The sequence below is a fragment of the Flavobacterium erciyesense genome (assembly GCF_018069925.1).
Classification (GTDB): Bacteria; Bacteroidota; Bacteroidia; order Flavobacteriales; family Flavobacteriaceae; genus Flavobacterium; species Flavobacterium erciyesense.
Window position 1 is genome coordinate 18,358 of sequence record NZ_JAGPXB010000015.1, and the last position, 19,075, is coordinate 37,432.

Here is a 19,075-nt window from a genome sequence, read left to right on the forward strand (position 1 = left end):
CTAAGCTCGAAAGACTCTCAACTTTAAGACAGATACAAAAATGAAAAATATATTAAATCGCCTGATTAATCACGAAATACTTTCAAAGCAAGAGGCCAAAGAAGTATTGATTAATATTTCGAATGGAAGTTACAACAGCAGCCAAATTGCTTCTTTCTTGACCGTTTACATGATGCGAAGCATTACCATTGATGAGCTTGCAGGATTTCGCGAAGCCTTACTTGAGTTGTGTATTCGCGTTGACTTGTCCGCCTATAACGCCATTGATTTATGCGGAACAGGTGGCGATGGAAAAGATACTTTTAATATTTCAACATTGGCTTCATTTGTGGCTGCAGGTGCTGGTATAAAAGTAGCAAAGCACGGTAACTATGGCTTATCATCAGTTTCAGGATCGAGCAATGTCATGGAAAAAATGGGAATTAAGTTCAGTAACGACCCAGAGTTTTTAGAGCGTTCTATCGATCAAGCGGGTATTTGCGTACTGCATGCGCCACTTTTTCACCCTGCCATGAAAAATGTGGGACCAATTAGAAAAGAATTAGCTGTAAAAACCTTTTTTAATATGTTAGGACCGATGGTGAATCCGTCTTTTCCTAAAAATCAATTAGTAGGTGTTTTTAATTTAGAATTAGCGCGAATGTATGCTTATCTCTATCAAAATACCGAAGTGAATTTCACAATTTTGCACTCACTTGATGGCTATGACGAAGTATCCTTAACCGGTGCTACCAAAACCATTAGCAATACAATGGAAGGCATGTTGCACCCCGAAGATTTTGGAGCAAGCCTATTGCTACAAACTGAAATTGAAGGCGGAAAAACAATTGACGAATCGGCTCAAATGTTTACTAACATCATTTCAGGCAAAGGTACTGAGGCTCAAAATAATGTAGTTTGTGCCAATGCAGCAATGGCTATTGCAACTGTAACTAAATGCAGTCCTTTAGAAGGATTTCAAATAGCAAAAGAAAGTTTATTATCCGGAAAAGGACTTTTATCTTTGACCAAATTGCAGGAATTGAGTAAGTAAAATAGTTTAAAGTTTGAGGTTTAAAGTTGTTGATTTGGAAAACTTTAAACTTTAAACAAACAAAACGTTAAACAAATAAAAATGAATATCCTAGATAAAATCATAATCGACAAAAAACGAGAAGTCATTCTCAAAAAAAATATCATTCCTGTTTCGCAGTTAGAATCGTCAGTGTTTTTCAACAAAGAAACCATTTCATTGCGAACTAATTTATTAAACAGCAGTTCTGGAATTATTGCCGAACACAAGCGCAGATCACCATCAAAAGCAGCTATAAATTACGACTTCACTGTAGAGGAAGTAACAAAAGGTTACGAGAATGCTGGTGCTTGCGGAATCTCGGTTTTAACCGATGGGAAATATTTTGGCGGATCGCTTGACGATTTGCTTCTAGCAAGAGCAAGTGTAAATGTTCCGCTTTTGCGAAAAGAATTTATTGTTGATGAGTACCAAATTTTAGAAGCCAAAGCACATGGCGCCGATTTAATTTTGCTAATCGCTGCAGTTTTAACTCGAGACGAAATCAAATCATTATCTGAATTTGCTAAGAGTTTAAATCTAGAAGTCTTGCTCGAAGTACACAATCTTGAAGAGTTACACAAATCGATAATGCCTTCATTAGATCTTATCGGCGTAAACAATCGTAATTTAAAAACATTTGAAGTCAGCTTAGATTTCAGTAAGGATTTGGCAGCTCATATTCCGGATGATTTTGTTAAGGTTTCCGAAAGTGGGATTTCATCAGTAGCAGCCATTCAAGAGTTAAAACCTTACGGATACAAAGGTTTCCTAATTGGAGAAAACTTCATGAAAACCGATAACGCAGGCGCAGCCGCTACTGAATTCATTCAACAATTAGGTTAAATAAAAATTACAATAAACACCTTTATACACTTAATAATGAACGAACAAGAAATACCAATCACTGCAAAACAAACTGGCTATGCCATGAAAATTTGCGGAATGAAGTACTCTGAAAATATTCTCGAAGTAGCTGCACTTTTGCCAGATTACATGGGCTTTATTTTCTGGGAACCTTCGTCACGGTATTTCACAGGAACTATTCCAACCTTACCAGCATCAATAAAAAAAGTTGGGGTATTTGTTAATGCTAGCGTGCTTGAAGTACAAGCGAAAGTCAAGCAACACGATTTACAAGCCGTACAATTACACGGACACGAATCTGTTGCATTTTGCCAAGAATTAAGAGAAGTTTTGGGTGTTAACATCGAAATTTTTAAAGTCTTCTCCGTCGGGAGTGATTTTGATTTCGAAATAATTAAAGAATTTGAAGACAGTTGCGATTTCTTCTTATTCGATACCAAAGGAAAATTACCGGGAGGCAACGGAACAGTATTCGACTGGAAAATGCTAGAAAATTATCCTTCACAAAAACCATTTTTCTTAAGTGGCGGAATTGGTCTTGATGAAGTAGCACAAATAAAAGAAATAACAAAAAGCAACTTACCCGTATACGCCTTAGATTTGAATAGTAAATTTGAAATTGAGGCAGGATTAAAAAACAGTAATGCATTAAAGCAGTTTCAGGAACTACTGAAACAATAAACTTTTAAAAAAAATATCATGAGTTACAATGTAAACGAGAAAGGTTATTACGGAGAATTTGGTGGTGCATTTATCCCTGAAATGTTATATCCAAATGTAGAGGAACTACGTCAAAATTATTTAAAAATCACAGCCGAACCTTCTTTTCAAGAGGAGTTTGACAGTTTATTGCGTGAGTATGTAGGTCGCCCTACTCCACTGTACTTTGCCAAAAGATTATCAGAGCAATACAACACCAAAATTTACTTAAAGCGTGAAGATTTATGCCATACTGGTGCACATAAAGTAAACAATACAATCGGTCAAATTTTGTTAGCTAAACGCCTAGGAAAAACCCGCATCATTGCTGAAACTGGTGCAGGACAGCACGGTGTAGCCACAGCAACCGTATGTGCATTGATGGGCTTAGAGTGTATTGTGTACATGGGCGAAGTCGACATCAAACGTCAAGCTCCAAATGTGGCTCGTATGAAAATGTTAGGCGCTACCGTTCGTCCAGCAACTTCAGGATCTAAAACTTTAAAAGATGCTACTAACGAAGCGATTAGAGATTGGATTAATAATCCGTTAGACACTTATTACATCATTGGTTCAGTGGTGGGGCCGCATCCTTACCCTGATATGGTCGCCCGTTTCCAATCGGTTATTTCAAAAGAAATCAAAGCACAATTACTTGAAAAAGAAGGCCGCGAAAACCCTGATTATGTGGTAGCTTGTGTAGGTGGCGGTAGCAATGCAGCCGGAACGTATTACCACTTTCTTGACGAAAAGGACGTGAACATTATTGCTGTTGAAGCAGCAGGATTAGGCGTTGATTCTGGCGAGAGTGCCGCAACCTCAGCACTAGGTAAAGTGGGCGTTATTCACGGTAGCAAAACTTTGTTAATGCAAACCACCGATGGCCAAATTACCGAGCCTTACAGTATTTCAGCTGGTCTTGATTATCCTGGTGTAGGTCCAATGCACGCACATTTATTTGCTTCTGGACGTGCACAATTCATTTCAATTACCGATGCGCAAGCCATGGATTGGGGTATCAAATTATCAAAAACCGAAGGATTAATTCCTGCCATCGAGAGCGCACATGCCTTTGCAGTTTTAGACGAAATGAAATTCAAGCCAGAGGATATTGTAGTCATCAACCTTTCTGGCCGTGGCGACAAAGATTTAAATACATACATTGATTATTTCAACTTATAACATTAGTATATTTGGGGCGTTTCCCGCCGCGGCGGGTCGGGCTGTACGCTGTATCTTTTTCATGGCAAAAAAAGCCATGAAAAAGGATGCCGCTTCCATCCCTAACGCACACCAATAACCAGAAATCAAACTACTTATGGAATATTTATTCTCCTACGGTACCCTGCAGTCCAAAGAAATTCAGATGCAAGTTTTTAATAAACTTTTAATCGGAACCGAAGACCAGCTTACAGGATACAAACTAAAAGGTTTGCAAATTGAAGAAGAATTTGGAATGGAAGATTATTTTGTAGCCATGCCAAGCGATAATCCCGCTGATGCAATCACTGGAATTGCCTTTGCAGTCACCAGCGATGATCTCATCAAAGCAGATCAATTTGAATCAAACGCTTACAGAAGAATTCAAATTACATTAAAATCAGGCATCACTGCTTGGATTTTTATTGAAAGTTAATAGATAACAGTAATCGCATCAAACACAAAAATAAATCCTTTAGCACGATAATAACTTGCTGAAAGACACAAAAAAGTTTACAATGAACAGAATAAACCAGAAATTACAAGAATCAAAAAAAATACTTTCCATCTATTTTTCTGCTGGATACCCAAGTTTAAATGATACCGTTCAAATCATCGAAGATTTAGAAAAAAATGGTGTCGATATGATAGAAATTGGTTTGCCATTTAGTGATCCTTTGGCTGACGGACCAACCATTCAAGAAAGTTCTACGCAGGCCTTACACAATGGCATGACGACGCAAGTCTTATTTGATCAACTAAAAGACATCCGAAAAACGGTTTCTATTCCGTTAATAATTATGGGATATTTTAACCCAATGTTACAATATGGAATCGAAGAATTTTGCAAACAATGCGCCGCTATTGGTATTGACGGACTCATTATTCCTGACTTACCAGTAGACGTTTATGCTGATTCCTATCAATCTACTTTTGAAAAATACGGTTTAAAAAATATTTTCCTAATCACTCCTCAAACTTCTGAAGCACGCATTCAATTTATTGATAGTGTTTCTGACGGATTCATTTATATGGTAAGTTCGGCCAGTGTTACCGGCTCACAAACCGGATTCGGAACTTCGCAAGAAGCCTACTTTGAACGCATTGCCAACATGAATTTGAAAAACCCACAAGTGGTAGGTTTTGGTATCAATAATGCAGCTACTTTTCAGCAAGCTACACAATACGCAAAAGGAGCTATTATTGGAAGTGCTTTCATCAAACATCTCACGGAAAAAGGAACGGGAAGCATTGCCGAATTTGTAAAAACAATTCGTTAAGCATTTGCACAAACAATTTCACAAATACAAATCAGCCTCTACCAAGAGGCTTTTTTTTGTAAGATTAATAAAAAAACGAAGGAGCAAGAATGCTTTCAACCCCATACATTCAGAAGCAATTTCTTTTCACAACAGCTCATTTTTCGTCAAAAACCACAAGAAATTGTCAATCTTTTTTTGCAATTTAGCGACAAATATATTTTATACTTTAAAACACCAAAAATGAATTCATTTACCAAAGAATTATCCTTTAGATGGTCTGATCTTGATCCTAATTTTCATGTTCGCCATAGCGCTTATTATGATTTTGGTGCACAACATCGAATTGAAATTTTAGAAAGCTTGGGGTTGACTATGAGAGTCATGCAAGCGCAAGGTTTTGGACCTATTTTATTTAGAGAAGAATGCGTTTTCAGAAAAGAAATCAAACTTTCAGATCGCATTGTCATGCATACCAAAACTTCAAAAGTTAATGAAGATGGCTCCCGCTGGTCTATCATTCACGAATTCAAAAACGAGCAAGATCAAGTGTGCGCAACCATAACCGTTGATGGCGCTTGGATGGATGTAAAACTGCGTAAACTGGCCTCTCCTACTCCAGAATTGGCTATGCAAGCTTTGAGTATTTTTCCAAAAAGCGATAATTTCTCAACAAAATAATTCAAATTATAACGCTCTCTTTTAAACCTATTTTAAAGGAAACAAGGTTTGCGTACCTACAAAACTAGGAGGATTATTATAAAATTTTCCTAGTTTTTTATTGACCTCTTTTTTAACTTAATTTGCAAAAAACCTCACGGCATTTCTACTTAAAAACCTCTCAAAACTAGTTTATAATTAAAAATATTTTTATTCAAATTTTGAAGTAAAATTAATGCATCGGCGAAAATAGAAATTATACAATTTTAAACAAAAGTTTTATAAGCAATTGTAAGGCAAATTGGCGACCTTTGTAACAATTGAGTTCTCATCAGGACTGCAAAATTGCAACTAATAGTTGGTTTAAATTTAAATTGCTACGTTTGAAAAAATACTTACAAAAAAGTTTAAAAATCGCATTATGGATTTTGAGTGGTGTCATTGCTCTTTTTTTAGTGCTTTTGATTGTCATTCAAATTCCTTCTGTTCAGCTTTATGCCAAAGACAAAGCCGTAGTTTATTTGCAAGACAAAATTAAAACGAAAGTAAAAATTGAGCGCCTCTCTATTGGTTTTCCCAAAAATGTAATCTTGCAAGGTGTTTACTTTGAAGACCAAAAAAAGGACACACTTTTAGCTGGCGAAAAACTTGCGGTTGATATCAGTATGTTTCAATTGTTACGCAATAAAGTCGAAATTAACAGTATCGCACTCGAAGGAATCACAGCTAATATTGCTAGGTCAAAAAATGGCGTATTTAACTATGATTATATTACTCAAGCATTTGCATCACCTCCAAAAATAGAAGATAAAAATAGCACACCAATGACATTTTCGGTGGAGTCTATTGCGCTAGACCGTATTCAATTGCGATACAAAGATGCTGCTGCTAATAATCAACTAAATACTAAAATCAATCATTTTCAAACGACCATCAAAAAGTTTGATCTGGACAAGATGGACTTTGACGTTCCTAAAATTAAAATAAATGGGTTAACAGTTCTTTACAAACAAGGGAAATCAGCTCCTAGAAATACAAAAATTGATGATAACAATTCGAATCCAACAACACCTTTGCAATTAAAACTAGGCGTATTGGATTTTGGTAAAATTAAAGTGGCGTATGCCGACGAAAACAGCAAAATCAATACTCAATTTTACTTTAAAAAACTGCTGGCAACAATTGATAAATTTGACCTCAACAACCAATTTGCAATTCTTGAAAGCGTTGAACTAACCGGAGTTGAAGGAGAATTAGCTTTGGACAAAAACACCACGCAAAAAGTGGAAAAAGTTCAAGAAGTAGCCGCAACAACGGGTTGGGAAATAAAAATAAATAAAACAGCTTTGCAGCGTATTGATTTTAAATTTAATAACAATAACGCGGCTCCAGTTGCCAAAGGCATTGATTTCAACCACTTGCATTTGCGCAACTTTAATATGGATTTAGAATCTTTAAACTACAATCCAGAAAACATTTCAGGAGACCTTACCAAACTTACAATAAAAGACAAAAGCGGTTTGAAAATTCAAGCCTTGAAAGGAAACTTCTTTTACGGAAAAAAGAATTCATTTATCAAAAATCTCTATTTAAAAACCCCAACTACTGAACTTCGTGATGAAATTCAAGTTGGCTATCCTTCAATTGAAGCGCTATCTAAAAATCCGGGAGATTTAAGTGTCATCGCGCGACTTAAAAAGAGTCGTTTGGGTGCCCAAGATATTTTGATTTTAGCGCCAGCATTAGCCAGTAATCCACCGTTTAAAACCAATCCCAAAGCTATTATCTTGATTGATGGTGCCGTAAAAGGAAAACTTAAAAATTTAGTAATTCCCTCTCTTGAGGTAAGCGGAATTGGCAATACCAAATTAGCTGCAAGTGGTATAATAAAAGGCTTACCAGACATGGAAAAAGCAGTTTTTGACTTGAAGATTAAAGAGTTAAAAACAACAGTAAAAGATATTAATTCGTTTGCTCCAAAAGGCGTAATTCCAAACAATATACAACTCCCAGCACGTTTGAGTCTAAATGGTACTTTTAAAGGAACCATTCAGTCTTTCAAAACAATGCTCAATTTAAATAGCAGCATGGGAATTGCAAAAGTAAATGCTAGTTTGGACCAAAGAAGAAAAAACGCGGAGCAGTACCAAGCTCAAGCTACATTTGTCAATTTTGACCTAGGAAAACTACTAAAAAACGATTCTATTGGTAAAATAAGTGCTACTGCCAATGTAAAAGGAACTGGTTTTAATCCAAAAACTGCAACAGCGGCATTAAATGCCAATGTTGTAAAAGCATATTTCAATAAATACAATTACAAAAACATTGCTTTAAAAGGTTCAATCAAAAAAGGGTTATTTCAAGCAACTGCCACGGCAAAAGATCCTAATTTGAATTTCACCATGTTGAGCTCGGGAAGTTTTAGAGACAAATATCCAACTGGAAAAATCAAACTCAATATGGATATTGCCGATCTTGAAAAATTAAATCTGCATGCAGGTCCTTTAAAACTTAGAGGCTTTGTAGATGCTGATATCCAGTCGGCAAATTTAGATTTTCTGAACGGAACAATTGTGGTACAAAATATTGAAATTACAAATGCTAAAGAGCAATTTGTAATTGATTCTATTCAAGTTACAGCAAAATCTACAGCGCAAAGCAATGTTATAGAATTGAAAGCACCATTTATGAATGCTGCTGTAAATGGACGTTTTTCATTATCACAATTAGGAACTGCTTTATCCCAATCAATCGCTGCTTACTACACTACAAATAGTTCTCAAAAGAAAAAAAACACAGCACCTCAACAATTTGATTTTAAAGTAGCTGTAGTGGATCATCCTATCTTATTTCAATTGCTTCCAGATCTTAAAAGTCTAGAGCCAATTGCGTTATCAGGTCGATACAATTCGGTTAACGATACAATTATAATGCAAGGAACCGTTCCCAAAATGGTATATGCAGGTGTAACCGTTACTAATGCTGCTCTAAAAGTTGATACACAAAATCAAACTTTGTTATATGAGTTTTTGGTAGATGAAATTCAAAACAGCGCTTTAGAATTGCCTCATACAGAATTGAAAGGCATTGTGAAAAATAATACTGTCGAATACCTATTACAATTAAAAGATAAGAAAGATAAAGAACGCTACCTTTTGACAGGAGAATTAGTTGCTATAAATGGTAATCAAGAACTATTTTTTGATAGCAATCGTTTCGTTTTGAATTATGAACCTTGGGAAATTGCCAACAGTAATCGCATTCGTTTTGGTAAAAAAGGAATGTTAATTACCGATTTTAACTTGAAGAAAAACGGAAGCGGGATACAAATTCAATCCGAACCAAATACCGAAAATGCACCTTTGCAATTAGAATTCAAAGATTTTGACATCAGCACAATTACAAGTTTTGTTGAGAAAAACGACCTGCAATTGAGCGGTAAAATTAATGGTGCAGCAAAGGTTACAATTAATACTCCAAGTCCACTTTTTACTTCTGATTTGGATGTTCAGAATCTAACCTTTAAAAAAGATACCGTTGGTAACCTTAAAATTAAAATTGATAACGCAATAGCCAATCAATACAATGCCAATATTGAAATAAGTGGCCAAGAAAATCAAGCGGAATTAAAGGGAATATACAATGCCCTAAACAGTACTTTTGACTTGAATATCGATCTAAAAGCGTTACAATTAAAAAGTATTCAAGGCTTTACATTAGGTAATTTAACTGAAAGCAATGGTTTTCTATCAGGTCAATTGGATCTAAAAGGAAACACCTCAAAGCCTGAACTTTTAGGAGAAGTACAATTCAACTCTGTTGGTTTTACAGTGAAACCCTTGAACGCTAAGTTTCAAAAAATCAATGATAAAATTACTTTCACACCCAATACCGTTGTACTGAATCGCTTTACAATCAAAGATGAAAAAGAGAATGACCTTATTATTGACGGTAAAATAGACATTAGCAACCTCACTAATATGGGATTTGATTTAGCCATCGATGCTAAAAACTTTAAAGCGGTCAACTCGAAAGCCAAAGACAACGATTTGTATTACGGTGAATTGTATCTTGACAACCAATTACAAATTAGCGGAACACTAGACAGCCCGCAAATTGAAGGGACGGTTAAAATTAATAAAGACACCAAATTTAATATTGTTTTACCACAGTCAGACCCATCGATTGCCGACCGCGAAGGCATTGTTGAATTTATTGATCAGGACAAACCAAAAGCTACAACAGCAATCGCACTACAAGAATTTAGCAGCAGCACTGAGGTAAAAGGAATCAACGCATCGGTAAATATCGAGGTTGACAAAGAAGCTGAACTATCAATTATTATCGATAAAGCAAACGGTGATTTCTTAAAACTAAAAGGTGAAGCACAATTAAACGGCGGTATTGATGCATCAGGAAAAACCAGTTTAACGGGCCGCTACGAACTTTCTGAGGGAAGTTATGAAATGAATTTTAACGCCATCAAAAGAAAATTCGATATCAAATCAGGAAGTTATATTTTATGGACCGGCGAGCCAACAACAGCAGATATTAACATTACTGCAGTATACAAAACCGAAGCCGCTCCTATTGATTTGGTTAATGATCAATTGGGCGATGTAAGTGCATCAGTTCGCAACACCTACAAAGAGAAAATTCCGTTTGAAACCGAACTAAAAATGAATGGCGAATTGCTGCAACCTACTATCTCTTTCGATATTGTTTTGCCCGAAGGAAATAATAATGTGGCTACCGAAATTATCAATTCGACTCAAGCCAAATTAGAACAAATTAGAACGCAGCAGGACGAATTAAATAAGCAAGTTTTTGCACTTTTACTTTTGAATCGTTTCATTGGCGAGAATCCTTTTGCCAGCGAAAATGGCGGTACCTCAGTTTCGGCATTAGCAAGAGAAAGTGCTAGTAAACTTTTATCGCAACAATTGAACAATTTAGCAGGCGATTTAATTCAAGGTGTTGAACTGAACTTTGACTTAAATACTTCCGAAGATTTCACTACCGGCCAACGTGAAAACAAAACCGATTTAAGTGTAGGGATTTCGAAAAAATTGTTGAACGACCGTTTGAAAGTTACGGTTGGAAGTAGTTTTGGCCTCGAAGGATCCCAGCAAGCCAACCAAAACGCAAGTAATATTGCAGGTGACGTAGCTCTTGATTATCAGATATCAAAAGATGGAAGATACAAAGCGCGCGCCTACCGAGTAAACAAATACCAAGTAGCGCTGCAAGGTGAAGTTATTGAAACGGGCGTGTCATTTGTAATTACGATGGATTACAATAAATTCAGCGAATTGTTTAAAAAGAGTCAAGCGCCAAAAGAAAAATCAAAAAAAGCAACACCAAAAAAATAACAACATGAAGAGTCATTATTTACCATTGGTACTTTGCCTATTTTTGCTATCTGCTTGCAGCGGTACACAATTTTTGCCCGAAGGTGAACTTTTATACACTGGCGCTAAAGTAATGGTAAAAGATACCGCCACCTCAAAGGAAGATCAAAAATTACTAAAAAATAGTCTAGAAGATTTGGTACGTCCAAAACCAAACGCAAGTTTTTTTGGTATGCGACCAAGATTATACCTTTACGCTTTTGCGGGTAATCCAAAAAAAGATAAGGGTTTCAGGTATTGGTTGAAAAACAAAGCAGGACAAGCGCCCGTACTTTACAGCCAAGTAGATCCTGAGTACACCAAAAATGTACTTCAAAATTATAGTGAAAATTCAGGATTTTTTACAACACGAGTTACAGCCGACTCTACTGCCAAAGGCAAACTAGCTAGTATTAGGTATACCGTTAAACCGGGGAAACCGTATACGATTAAATCTGTAAAATTCCCAACCGAATCTTCTGAAATTGGTAGAGCTGTTAATGCCACGATGCGCCGTAGCCTTTTAAAAATAAATAAACCATACAGCTTAGAGGTTATAAAAGAAGAACGCATTCGTATTGACAGCCGCTTGAAAGAAAAAGGATTTTATTATTTTAATCCTGATTACATCTTAGTGCAAGTGGATAGCACCGTGGCCAAAAATCAAGTTGATTTAATTGTAAAAATCAAAGAAGCTACGCCAAAATTAGCATTAACACCATACAAGATCAATAACATAATTGTTTATCCAAATTTTTCTATTGGTCCAAATGGAATCAAACAATCAGCAGATTCTATTACGAAATATAATGATTTAACCATTATTGACTCTGAAAAATTATTCAAACCACGCATTTTCGACAGAGCACTTTACTTTAAAAAAGACGATTTATACAATCGTACTAATCATAATTTATCTTTAAATCGATTGGTGAATTTGGGTACTTTTAAATTCGTAAAAAATCAATTCACAGTATCAGATACAACCGCCAACTACCTTGACGCGTATTATTACCTCACTCCTTTGCCAAGAAAATCATTGCAGTTGGAACTTCTTGGTAAAACCAATTCTGCGAACTATACAGGTACAGAACTCAACTTAAATTGGAGTAACCGAAACACTTTTCGTGGAGCCGAATTACTAACAGTATCTGCTTTTGGAGGTGTCGAAGTTCAAGTATCGGGACAGAATAACGGTTTTAATGTGTATCGTGTGGGAACCGAAGCTAATTTGATTTGGCCACGATTGATATCACCTTTTAAATTGAAAGAGCCCACAGGATTTGTGCCAAAAACAAAAGCAACGCTTGGTTACGAGTTTCAAAATAGAACCAATTTGTATTCTTTGCAAACATTTAAAGGTTCGTTTGGTTATTTGTGGAAAGAAAACGAACGCAAAGAGCACGTTTTGCAAATTTCAGAGATTACCTATGCGAGTCCTCAAAACGTAACCGACCTTTATTTACAACAAATTGCTAGCAACCCTACTTTAGAAAAAGTTATCGAAAAACAGCTTATTTTTGGTCCTACTTATTCGTATACGTACACCAATACGATGCAAAAAAGGAAGAAAAACACTTTTTATTACAAAGGAAGTATTGACTTGGCAGGGAATATTGCAGGTTTAGCAACGGGTGCAAACATTCAAAAAGGTAATACTATTTCGATATTTAACGTCCCGTTCAGTCAGTTTATAAAGATTGAAAATGATTTTAGACATTATTATAAATTGGGTCGCGAGTCGCAACTGGCTACAAGAGTAATTGCAGGTGTAGGTTACGCTTATGGAAACTCAAGAGAAATGCCGTTTATCAAACAATTTTTTATTGGTGGCACAAACAGTTTGCGTGCTTTTAGAGCGCGCTCAATTGGCCCAGGAAGTTTTGATAGTTCAACTACAAATAGTAATGCATTTTTACCTGACCAATCCGGTGATATCAAACTTGAGTTTAACACGGAGTATCGAGCACAAATTTATGGTCCCGTAAAAGGAGCTCTTTTTGTAGATGCTGGAAATATCTGGTTGTTAAACGAAAATAGCGACAAGCCAGGAGCTAAGTTTACCAAGAATTTCATGAATGAACTCGCAGTAGGTGCAGGAGCAGGATTGCGTTTTGATTTTTCATTTCTGGTTTTGCGTACTGATTTTGCTTTTCCTCTGCGCAAGCCCAATTTACCCTCAGGAAATCGTTGGGTTTTAGATCAAATCAATTTCGGAAATGGAACTTGGCGTAAAGAAAACCTAATCTTCAATTTAGCCATTGGATATCCATTTTAAACAAGCATAAAAAAAGAGCATCATTTTGTAATGATGCTCTTTTTTAATTGAATTAGAGTTGGTTTAATTTACCAAGAACAAAGCATTGCTGAACAATAAGTTCCCGTTTTCCCAAAAACCTCTAAACAAAGGATTATCAACCATATAAATTACGGTTCCGTTTCCTTTGTAATCAACAGCAAAACTTACCGTGTTGTCTAATTTTTTGCGAATATTACTTCCAACAAAGCCATAACTTTTAAAATCTTTAGGTACGTAAGCCACATTTGTTGCTCCTTTTAACAGTGAATAATGTCTGTCATCGGTACGCAAACTGAAATATTTATCGCCCAAACCAAAAGCTAACGGATGTGTTTTGTTTAATACATTTTCAATAATTGCACCCGGAATTGATTTTGAAATCGATCTGCGTTCTGCATCTTGAAAATCTAAAAAGCGCTCTTTTAATTCGGCTTCGTCATCGGCTTTCGTTGCATTTTCTTTTTCTTCTTCAGTCGCAAAACGCGTAAGAGCAAAATTTTCTTTGCCATCAAATAATGACAATGCGTTGTTCATAGCAATGACTTTTCCTCCATTGGAAACCCACTCGGCTAATTTTTTTTGTTGCTCTTCTGACAAGGAATAATAACCATCAGCTAAAATTAAAGTGGTATAGCTGTTCCAATTTACTCTATTGAAATTAGCAGTCTCAACCACACTCACCGGATAACCAATGGTTTCTTGCATATAATACCACGCGGCACCAAACTCGGTGCTTGACACTCCTTTTCCTGATAACAAAGCTACTTTTGGCGCTCGTAACAAAACGAAATTTTCTCCACCAATATCTTTCGCATTAGATGAATAGCCCGTTTGTATAAAATTGTAATCGTTCTTAACTTTGATAATATTAGAAACGGTATTTTCAAAATCAGCCATTTTGATATTGTCAGTTTTGGTCACAATCAATCCGCCTGGCTCCACCACAACATCACCAAAAACAGCTTTTTTCATAGCTGAACGTACTTTGATATTTTTTTGATGCAACGCAGACAAAACTTGTGCTGAAACCCTGTTATTCCAAGGAATATAAAAAGCATATACCTGTTTTGGAACTACTTTTTCAGCTGCTTCAATACTCTTTTTGGTAGGAACAAGAAGGTTGTTTTTCACAGCATAACCCTGAACTCCATAAGCTAACGGAAGAGCCCACGCAGTAATATCATAGGATAAACTATCATTTAATTTTTGATTTGGTTCAAATAAAACTTGTGCAAAAACTGCTTTTTGCTGGTCTACTTTTACAATCATATCATTTGGCTCTACCGAAAAAGCCTTATCGGATTTTGTATAATAATCAAAACCTGTTGCTTTTTGAGAACCTGCTGCATAGCTGTACTCGATATTGTTTTTAGCGAGCAAATCGGCTAGTTGTACTAATTTAGGGTTTTGCTTTAAGACATAAGTTTTGTAATTCCCTTTTACCGTTTTACGAGAATTATTCATAAAGCCTCTAAAACCTTTCAATAAAACATCTGCTTGCCCTGCCGCTGATTCTACCACAGTCAACACTGCAGTGGCATGATGCGTTAAACGATCTTTGATAGTTAAAACAGTTCCATTACTCATCAATACTGCACGACCAGCGCCTATTCCTCCTTGCTCCATTGTCATTCCCACTGCACCGTTGTAGGTTGGATATGTATCACCATAGCTTGGATAAAACAAATCAAAACGCTCACTCGTATTGTACATCCAATTTTGAGCATCGAATTTCTTTGAGATATTTTGACCCAAAGTAGCGTGAAAATCTTTTTGATAGGGCTCAATGTATTCGTGCAAAGGTTCTGCTGATGGCGGGAAAAAATAAGGAGAATCATACCCCATTTCGTGTACGTCAGTATGTACTTGCGGCATCCATTGGTTGTAGAGCGCTATGCGTTGCTGCGACTCAATTTGCGTTTGCCAAGCCCAATCACGATTCAAGTCGAACATATAATGATTGTAGCGTCCGCCTGGCCAAGCTTCCATGTGTTCTCTATCTGATAATTCTGGATGCGTAAATTTTCCAGATATTTCGCGTAACCAATTTCCGTATCTTGAATATCCGTCTGGATTAATACAAGGATCAAGAATAACGATCGTGTTTTCTAACCATTTTTTAGTGGCTGCATTACTTGGATTGAGCAATTCATAAGCCACTGTCATGGCACTTTCAGTTCCCGCAAACTCGTTTCCGTGTACGTTAAAACTCAACCAAACAATCAGTTTATCACCGATAGTTTCTGTACGATTGGCTGACATACCGATGGCCGCAAGATTATTATTCCTGATAGCATCTAATTGCGATAAATTTTCTTCTGAGGAGATAAAATAAACACTCAAATCGCGTTGCTCAGCAGTTACTCCATACTTTTGATGTTTAATCAGAGGAGATTTTTCGGTCAAATGTTTGAAATAATTTTCTACTTGATGGTAGTATGAAATTTGTTTCCCATAAAGAGGTAAAAATTCCGAAGGGCTTTGAACTTGCGCCTGCATATTCCAGACAAAAGCAAGCAGTAGTCCGAAAGAAAAAATAGTTTTTTTCATATTGTTTCAATTAGTTATGCCTCAAAAATAGCCATTTAGTGTATTATCCACAAACTATTTTGAACCGAAAAAGCAGTTTTCAAGTACTCATTATACATCCGTCAAAATCAACTATTTTTTATCAAATACTGATAATACAGCGACAATCATTACTAAAAAAACAATAATATTTAATTTTTAACTAGCATCATTGCCACATTCTATTATATTTGCAAGCAACAAAATCACACTACAAATGGAAGAATGTATCTCTGTTTTTGACATGTTAAAAATTGGCGTTGGCCCATCGAGTTCCCACACTTTAGGCCCGTGGAGAGCAGCAGAGCGTTTTTTGACAGAACTTCGTGAAGCAACTATTTTTTCAGAAGTAACGCGTATCAAAATCGATTTATACGGTTCTCTTTCGCTAACTGGAAAAGGACACGCAACTGATCTTGCCGTGATGCTTGGGTTAAGCGGACAAGATCCAGAATACATTCCGATTGCCAACATCAACAGTATTATTCAAAGCATCGAAAACACGAATACATTGTTGTTGGGTGACGAAAAAAATATTCCATTTTACTTTTTACAGGACATTGTTTTCAATAAAAACTTTTTACCTTTTCATGCCAATGCACTTACTTTTACGGCCTATTTGAGCGATGAAAAAGAGTATGCTTCCACCTTTTACTCTATTGGCGGTGGATTTGTAGTAAAGGAAGAACGCGTAAATGCCAAGGAAAAAGTAAAGATAAAATGCGCCTTCCCCTATCCTATTGACAAAGCAACCGAATTATTAGCCATTTGCCGTCAGGAAAACAAATCGATCTCAGAGATTGTTTACGAGAATGAAAAATCAATGCGAAGCGAAGACACCATTGATCACGAGTTACTACGCATATGGCATACCATGTTAGAGTGTATGTATATTGGTTGCCATTCAGAAGGTATATTGCCTGGAGGTCTCAATGTGCGTCGACGTGCTTTCGACATGCACCAAAATTTAATTGGTTTATCAAATTATCACTCGCCACAAACTTGGTTGGAAGAAATCAGAAAAACCGAAGTTAAATTCAGACAAATTTTGCAATGGGTTTCTACTTTTGCCCTTGCGGTAAATGAGGTAAATGCTGCACTAGGACGTGTGGTTACGGCTCCTACTAATGGTAGCGCAGGAGTAATTCCGGCCGTATTAATGTATTATTTGGTCATTGAAAATCATCAAGCAGGTAACAACGAAATCAAGCAATTTTTGATGGTTGCCGGCGAAATTGGAAGCATTTTCAAAAAAGGATCTACAATATCAGCAGCAATGGGAGGCTGTCAAGCAGAAATTGGTGTATCATCAGCCATGGCTGCAGCCGCTTTGTGCGAAGTTATGGGCGGAACTCCAGAACAAGTTTTAATGGCTGCCGAAATAGCAATGGAACATCACTTGGGACTTACCTGCGACCCAATTGGCGGATTAGTACAAATTCCGTGTATTGAGCGCAATACTATGGGCGCCATAAAAGCGATCAATGCCGCTGAACTTGCCTTGCAAACTGATCCTAAAAATGCAAAAGTACCGTTAGACAAAGTAGTTGATACCATGTGGCAAACAGCTAAAGATATGAACAACAAATACAAGGAAACATCCGAAGGTGGTCTTGCTATTGCAGTAAATATGGCCGATTGTTAAAATAATAATCGTTTCATTTTGGTGGAACTTCGGCCAAAATGAAACGATAGACTCTATTTTTTGCGAGTATCAATCAGGTGCACAATTTGCCAAGTATCAGCATTTTTCACGAAAGTAAAAGCGTTAATACCGGTATGACTTACTTTGCCATTCACCGAAAAAACATAAGGCGTCCAAGCATGAGCAATAGCGCCATTTACTTGAATATGAAATCCTTTTAACTCCTCCTTAAAGGCCATTCCGGCTGGAATTGAAGCGATCGATTTCATAAAACTCGCCACACCATCAGCAGTTACCGTTGCAGTTGTTGACTTTTCTGCTATGGATTGCATGAGCATTTTTGGGTGACAAAATGTTTTGAGTTGTGCCGTATCTTTGGCATGAAAAGCCTCAAAAAACTGAATTATCGTAGTTTTTACTTTTTCTTTTTCTTGTTTCTGTGCATATAAACTTCCCACAAAAAAGCACAAAATCATTACGGTAACTATACGCTTCATATCTTCCATTTTTATAATTAGTACTTTTACAAACTTAGTGTTACATTTTTGATTAAAAAATATTCATTTTAGTACCTTTACCGCCTCAAATAAAAGAATTATGTCTGTAGCAAAAAAAGATTACAAACGCATCACAACAAAATCATTGATCGAGATGAAAGCCAATGGCGAAAAAATCTCGATGCTTACCGCTTATGATTACACCATGGCTAAAATTGTTGATACTGCTGGTATTGACGTTATTTTAGTTGGAGATTCAGCATCAAATGTTATGGCAGGTCACGAAACGACTTTACCAATTACGTTAGATCAAATGATTTACCACGCCTCGTCAGTAGTGAGAGCTATTGAAAGAGCCTTAGTTGTAGTTGATTTGCCTTTTGGAAGTTACCAATCAGACCCAAAAGAAGCATTACGCTCTGCTATCCGAATCATGAAGGAAAGTGGTGGTCACGCAGTTAAATTAGAAGGCGGTCACGAGATTAAAGATTCGATTAAAAAAATACTACATGCTGGAATTCCGGTGATGGGACATTTAGGTCTTACACCGCAATCTATCTATAAATTTGGTACGTATACAGTTCGTGCAAAGGAGGAAGAAGAAGCTGATAAATTAATTGAAGACGCCAAATTATTAGAGCGTTTGGGCTGTTTTGCTTTGGTTTTAGAAAAAATTCCTGCACACTTAGCTGAAAAGGTAGCTCAAAGTATATCGATTCCTGTAATTGGTATTGGTGCTGGCGGAGGTGTTGATGGACAAGTTTTGGTTATTCACGACATGTTGGGTATGAATAATGAGTTCAGTCCTCGTTTTTTACGTCGCTACATGAATCTTTATGAAGGAATGACGCAAGCCATAGGACAATATGTGGCCGATGTAAAATCATCTGATTTTCCAAACGCTAGCGAACAATATTAAGCCCTAATCCCCTACTGGGAA

13 protein-coding genes are annotated in these 19,075 nt (G+C 36.6%); 11 read left to right on the forward strand and 2 right to left on the reverse strand.

Annotated features, from left to right (window positions below; translation table 11 throughout):
• Positions 1 to 40 precede the first annotated feature (40 nt).
• The 9 genes from trpD to tamL all read left to right on the forward strand — a co-directional run bounded on the left by trpD (position 41) and on the right by tamL (position 13,404).
• Positions 41 to 1,033 (forward strand): anthranilate phosphoribosyltransferase, encoded by a 993-nt coding sequence (trpD, locus tag KBJ98_RS13185; protein WP_210791320.1) that lies wholly within the window; start codon positions 41 to 43, stop codon positions 1,031 to 1,033.
• Between the two features lie 81 nt (positions 1,034 to 1,114).
• Positions 1,115 to 1,897: an indole-3-glycerol phosphate synthase TrpC gene (trpC, locus tag KBJ98_RS13190; RefSeq protein ID WP_210791322.1), complete on the forward strand. Its 783-nt coding sequence runs from the start codon at positions 1,115 to 1,117 to the stop codon at positions 1,895 to 1,897.
• Between the two features lie 36 nt (positions 1,898 to 1,933).
• Positions 1,934 to 2,599, forward strand: coding sequence for a phosphoribosylanthranilate isomerase (locus KBJ98_RS13195; RefSeq protein WP_225899139.1), 666 nt, complete (start codon positions 1,934 to 1,936; stop codon positions 2,597 to 2,599).
• 18 nt (positions 2,600 to 2,617) lie between these two features.
• Positions 2,618 to 3,799 carry a tryptophan synthase subunit beta gene (gene trpB / locus KBJ98_RS13200; RefSeq protein WP_210791324.1) on the forward strand — a complete coding sequence of 394 codons (1,182 nt, stop codon included), beginning with the start codon at positions 2,618 to 2,620 and terminating at the stop codon, positions 3,797 to 3,799.
• Positions 3,800 to 3,935: 136 nt separating this feature from the next.
• Positions 3,936 to 4,253 (forward strand): gamma-glutamylcyclotransferase family protein, encoded by a 318-nt coding sequence (locus KBJ98_RS13205; RefSeq protein WP_210791326.1) that lies wholly within the window; start codon positions 3,936 to 3,938, stop codon positions 4,251 to 4,253.
• A gap of 82 nt (positions 4,254 to 4,335) precedes the next feature.
• Positions 4,336 to 5,097 (forward strand): tryptophan synthase subunit alpha, encoded by a 762-nt coding sequence (gene trpA, locus KBJ98_RS13210; protein WP_210791328.1) that lies wholly within the window; start codon positions 4,336 to 4,338, stop codon positions 5,095 to 5,097.
• A 222-nt stretch (positions 5,098 to 5,319) separates the two neighbouring features.
• On the forward strand, positions 5,320 to 5,757 hold the full coding sequence (locus tag KBJ98_RS13215; protein ID WP_166133634.1) for an acyl-CoA thioesterase: 438 nt from the start codon (positions 5,320 to 5,322) through the stop codon (positions 5,755 to 5,757).
• 362 nt (positions 5,758 to 6,119) lie between these two features.
• Positions 6,120 to 11,108, forward strand: a complete 4,989-nt coding sequence (locus tag KBJ98_RS13220) for a translocation/assembly module TamB domain-containing protein (protein WP_210791330.1) — start codon at positions 6,120 to 6,122, stop codon at positions 11,106 to 11,108.
• A 4-nt stretch (positions 11,109 to 11,112) separates the two neighbouring features.
• Positions 11,113 to 13,404 (forward strand): translocation and assembly module lipoprotein TamL, encoded by a 2,292-nt coding sequence (gene tamL, locus KBJ98_RS13225; protein ID WP_210791332.1) that lies wholly within the window; start codon positions 11,113 to 11,115, stop codon positions 13,402 to 13,404.
• 63 nt (positions 13,405 to 13,467) lie between these two features.
• Here tamL and KBJ98_RS13230 read toward each other — a convergent pair whose 3' ends face one another.
• Complete coding sequence (locus KBJ98_RS13230; RefSeq protein ID WP_210791334.1) at positions 13,468 to 15,975, reverse strand: DUF4350 domain-containing protein; 2,508 nt, start codon at positions 15,973 to 15,975, stop codon at positions 13,468 to 13,470.
• A 235-nt stretch (positions 15,976 to 16,210) separates the two neighbouring features.
• Here KBJ98_RS13230 and KBJ98_RS13235 point away from each other — a divergent pair, with 235 nt between their 5' ends.
• On the forward strand, positions 16,211 to 17,638 hold the full coding sequence (locus KBJ98_RS13235; RefSeq protein WP_210791336.1) for an L-serine ammonia-lyase: 1,428 nt from the start codon (positions 16,211 to 16,213) through the stop codon (positions 17,636 to 17,638).
• A 53-nt stretch (positions 17,639 to 17,691) separates the two neighbouring features.
• Here KBJ98_RS13235 and KBJ98_RS13240 read toward each other — a convergent pair whose 3' ends face one another.
• Positions 17,692 to 18,135 carry a nuclear transport factor 2 family protein gene (locus KBJ98_RS13240; protein WP_210791338.1) on the reverse strand — a complete coding sequence of 148 codons (444 nt, stop codon included), beginning with the start codon at positions 18,133 to 18,135 and terminating at the stop codon, positions 17,692 to 17,694.
• A gap of 100 nt (positions 18,136 to 18,235) precedes the next feature.
• Between KBJ98_RS13240 and panB the strand changes: the two genes are divergently transcribed.
• Positions 18,236 to 19,054, forward strand: a complete 819-nt coding sequence (gene panB / locus KBJ98_RS13245) for a 3-methyl-2-oxobutanoate hydroxymethyltransferase (RefSeq protein ID WP_210791340.1) — start codon at positions 18,236 to 18,238, stop codon at positions 19,052 to 19,054.
• The last annotated feature ends 21 nt before the right edge of the window (positions 19,055 to 19,075 follow it).

Coding starts and splice junctions, on each gene's coding strand:
- KBJ98_RS13230 (WP_210791334.1), bottom strand. CDS start 15,975: ATGAAAAAAACTATTTTTTCTTTCGGACTACTGCTTGCTTTTGTCTGG.
- trpB (WP_210791324.1), top strand. CDS start 2,618: ATGAGTTACAATGTAAACGAGAAAGGTTATTACGGAGAATTTGGTGGT.
- trpA (WP_210791328.1), top strand. CDS start 4,336: ATGAACAGAATAAACCAGAAATTACAAGAATCAAAAAAAATACTTTCC.
- panB (WP_210791340.1), top strand. CDS start 18,236: ATGTCTGTAGCAAAAAAAGATTACAAACGCATCACAACAAAATCATTG.
- trpD (WP_210791320.1), top strand. CDS start 41: ATGAAAAATATATTAAATCGCCTGATTAATCACGAAATACTTTCAAAG.
- tamL (WP_210791332.1), top strand. CDS start 11,113: ATGAAGAGTCATTATTTACCATTGGTACTTTGCCTATTTTTGCTATCT.
- KBJ98_RS13215 (WP_166133634.1), top strand. CDS start 5,320: ATGAATTCATTTACCAAAGAATTATCCTTTAGATGGTCTGATCTTGAT.
- KBJ98_RS13240 (WP_210791338.1), bottom strand. CDS start 18,135: ATGAAGCGTATAGTTACCGTAATGATTTTGTGCTTTTTTGTGGGAAGT.
- KBJ98_RS13195 (WP_225899139.1), top strand. CDS start 1,934: ATGAACGAACAAGAAATACCAATCACTGCAAAACAAACTGGCTATGCC.
- trpC (WP_210791322.1), top strand. CDS start 1,115: ATGAATATCCTAGATAAAATCATAATCGACAAAAAACGAGAAGTCATT.
- KBJ98_RS13235 (WP_210791336.1), top strand. CDS start 16,211: ATGGAAGAATGTATCTCTGTTTTTGACATGTTAAAAATTGGCGTTGGC.
- KBJ98_RS13205 (WP_210791326.1), top strand. CDS start 3,936: ATGGAATATTTATTCTCCTACGGTACCCTGCAGTCCAAAGAAATTCAG.